Raw genomic sequence first — 2743 nt, 5'->3', positions numbered from 1 at the left:
ACGAGGTAGCGCATGCAGAGATAAAGGGGCGAGAGCTGGTGACAGGTTCGCCTAAGATAAGAGAAGTTAGCGACATGGAGATACGTGAAGCACTTGAGGAATCTGTGCTTAAAATAATAGGTGCTGTTATCTTTAGAATCACCGCTAGCTTCACGTTCCCCAGCCTGTGCTATCCTACCGACCTCAATAGAGGCAACCTTAATCCCCTCCGCCTCTAACTGCTGACGGATTATCTCTCCATTTGCCACAAAGAACGCCCTAGTCTCATCACTGCTGGCAATTATCCTTGCCGTAAGTTTGCCCGCACTATCAGTCAGCTGTATCTCTACCTTGCCTAATGACACTGGGTTTAATCTAACAGTCAGTCTAGTAACGCCACTCTTCCCCGCACCCTTAACCAGCTTGGCAAAATTAACAACGTCTTTCTTGTCCGTCCATTTAAGGCTTTTTTCAACACCATTAGTGCCAACGGTCGCATTTCCAGTAGTCGCATTTGTAGAGTTAGCATTTTCCGTGCCAAAAGTTTTTTGTGCTCCGCTAACCTCTACCGGTTGGCTCTTTGCAACTACATCATCTTTATTTTTATTTTTATTCTTATTATCACTATTTCTATCATCTACTCCGCTCTCATCCTTACTGCTACTCTTATCAACTTTTTCATTATTGTCAGCTACTTCTCTTTCGTTAGCCATTTCCAGCTTTTTTGCCGCTCCTGCCTTTACTGGCTCAATATTTACAGCTTTACTATCAGTCAAACTATCGTCAGCAACTAATTGTAGTGTTGCCACCTCTACGTCTTCCAGACTGGCAATATTTTCCCTCTCATCTGATACTACATCTCCCTCTACGTGAACATTTTCCTCGTCAATAATCTGTTGACCCCCCCCCTTATTAGTTGTTTCAACAGCTTTACTATCAGTCAAATTATCGTCAGTAGCTAATTGTAGTGTTGTCACCTCTACGTCTTCCAGACTGGCAATATTTTCCCTCTCATCTGATACTACATCTCCCTCTACGTGGACATTTTCCTCGTCGATAAAATGTTGACCCCCCCCCCCCTATTAGTTGTTTCATCGGAAATATTTTCCTGCAACGTGGTTTCTATAAAGAATTGCGTGGATTCATTGCTATGCATAGCACTAATAGCACTATCTGCAACTATTTCAAATATTACTTCAACGGGCACTGCAGTGGCAGATACCGCAGTAGCAAGCACCTCATTAAGCTCATTAAGCTCGTTAAGCTCGTTAAGCTCGTTAAGCTCGTTAAGCTCGTTAAGCTCACCGTCATCAGCAATCCATTCGTTCGTATCGCTGATAAACAACATGTTATCTAGTTCAACGTTCCCCTCTGTGACAACAACATTAACATTCAACTTAAAGTCGTCTAAAACGTTCTCTCCAAATATATTGTCTGCGTGGTTTTTTGTATCGCTGATTTCTGCTCTGTCCTCTGTGCGTGAAATAGCAAGCTGCTCCTGCTGTCTGGGGTAGAGCACATTTTTAGTCTGTGTGTTTTGTGTATCCTCTTGATATGAGGATGTTTTACTGGCTAACTCGCTAGCTATCTGCGAATTGCGCATCACATCATCAAAAACGTCCTGAAAGTTAGTCGGTGGCACATCGCTACCCGCACCGTCCGCCACCGTTATATGCGCAACGGAATTCCCTAAATCAATGCCTGTAGAGGCTAACATTTCATAATACATTAGTAGTGAGAGTTGTATAGAAAAAACTGTGCCAAATCTAATATGGTAAGCTCAAATGTTTATTGTTTTTACCTGCATATAGCTATATGATAAAAATAGATATTGTTATAGACAACCTATACATTTGACTATATAGCTTTATAAATAAGTGGAAGTGATTCTTAAATTTATATTGACTTTATAAGCTAAGTTGGCTATTAAATATAAGTAGTTTTCAATTTCTGCGGGGTTATAGATGAATTTTGGAATGTTACAACAGATGTTCCTGTTGGATGTAGCGATAGACCTTGGCACAGCGAACACGCTTGTGTACGTGAGTGGCAAAGGTATTGTTTGCAATGAACCTTCTGTTGTTGCCATAGATAGCAATACTGATGAGATAATAGCCATAGGTGCAGAGGCTAAAGGTATGATAGGGCGCACCCCGCGCAATATCACCACCATACGCCCTATGAAAGACGGCGTCATAGCTGACTTTGACACGGCTGAACGTATGCTACGCTATTTCATAGACAAAGTGCAGCCTCGCAGGATGCTTATCCGCCCGCGAATGATTATATGCGTGCCGTCTGGCGTCACTCAGGTGGAGAGACGTGCTGTCCGCGAAATTGCCATAAACTCTGGTGCTAGAAATGTTCATATTATAGAAGAACCTATGGCAGCCGCACTTGGTGCAGGTCTGCCTGTCAACAAGCCGTCTGGCAATATGGTTGTTGACATAGGCGGTGGCACTACTGAAGTTGCTCTCATCTCGCTATTTAGCATCGTGTATAGCTCATCTGTCCGCGTAGGTGGCGATGAGATGACGGACTCCATAGTCAACTACGTAAAGGAAAAATACGGACTACTTATAAGTACCCCTACAGGTGAATATGTAAAGGAGCTAATCGGCTCTGCATACCCGCTTGACGAGGTAGCGCATGCAGAGATAAAGGGGCGAGAGCTGGTGACAGGTTCGCCTAAGATAAGAGAAGTTAGCGACATGGAGATACGTGAAGCACTTGAGGAATCTGTGCTTAAAATAATAGGTGCTGT

General features: G+C 43.2%; 3 protein-coding genes. 1 reads left to right on the top strand and 2 read right to left on the bottom strand.

Annotated elements, in window-relative coordinates; all coding sequences use genetic code 11:
• Together AC1MDJ_RS07480 and AC1MDJ_RS07475 are read right to left on the bottom strand one after the other, a co-directional pair.
• The coding region (locus AC1MDJ_RS07480; protein WP_479690299.1) for a flagellar hook-length control protein FliK at nt 1-956 on the bottom strand (956 nt) is incomplete at its 3' end.
• Between the two features lie 56 nt (nt 957-1012).
• The gene (locus tag AC1MDJ_RS07475; RefSeq protein ID WP_479690298.1) at nt 1013-1708 is read right to left on the bottom strand and encodes a hypothetical protein; all 696 of its coding nucleotides are present in this window, start codon (nt 1706-1708) and stop codon (nt 1013-1015) included.
• Nucleotides 1709-1943: 235 nt separating this feature from the next.
• On the opposite strand from AC1MDJ_RS07475, the gene mreB reads away from it, so the two are divergent.
• Nucleotides 1944-2743, top strand: an 800-nt coding sequence (gene mreB, locus AC1MDJ_RS07470; protein WP_479690297.1) for a rod shape-determining protein MreB, incomplete at its 3' end; no start/stop codon positions are given.

The sequence above is a fragment of the Candidatus Termitispirillum reticulitermitis genome (assembly GCF_054655775.1).
The sequence above is the reverse complement of the archived record's forward strand: the minus strand, read 5'-3'. Positions and strand labels throughout refer to the sequence as shown.

Excerpts from the sequence above, each read along its gene's own strand:
- AC1MDJ_RS07475 (WP_479690298.1), bottom strand. The coding sequence starts at position 1,708 with ATGTATTATGAAATGTTAGCCTCTACAGGCATTGATTTAGGGAATTCC.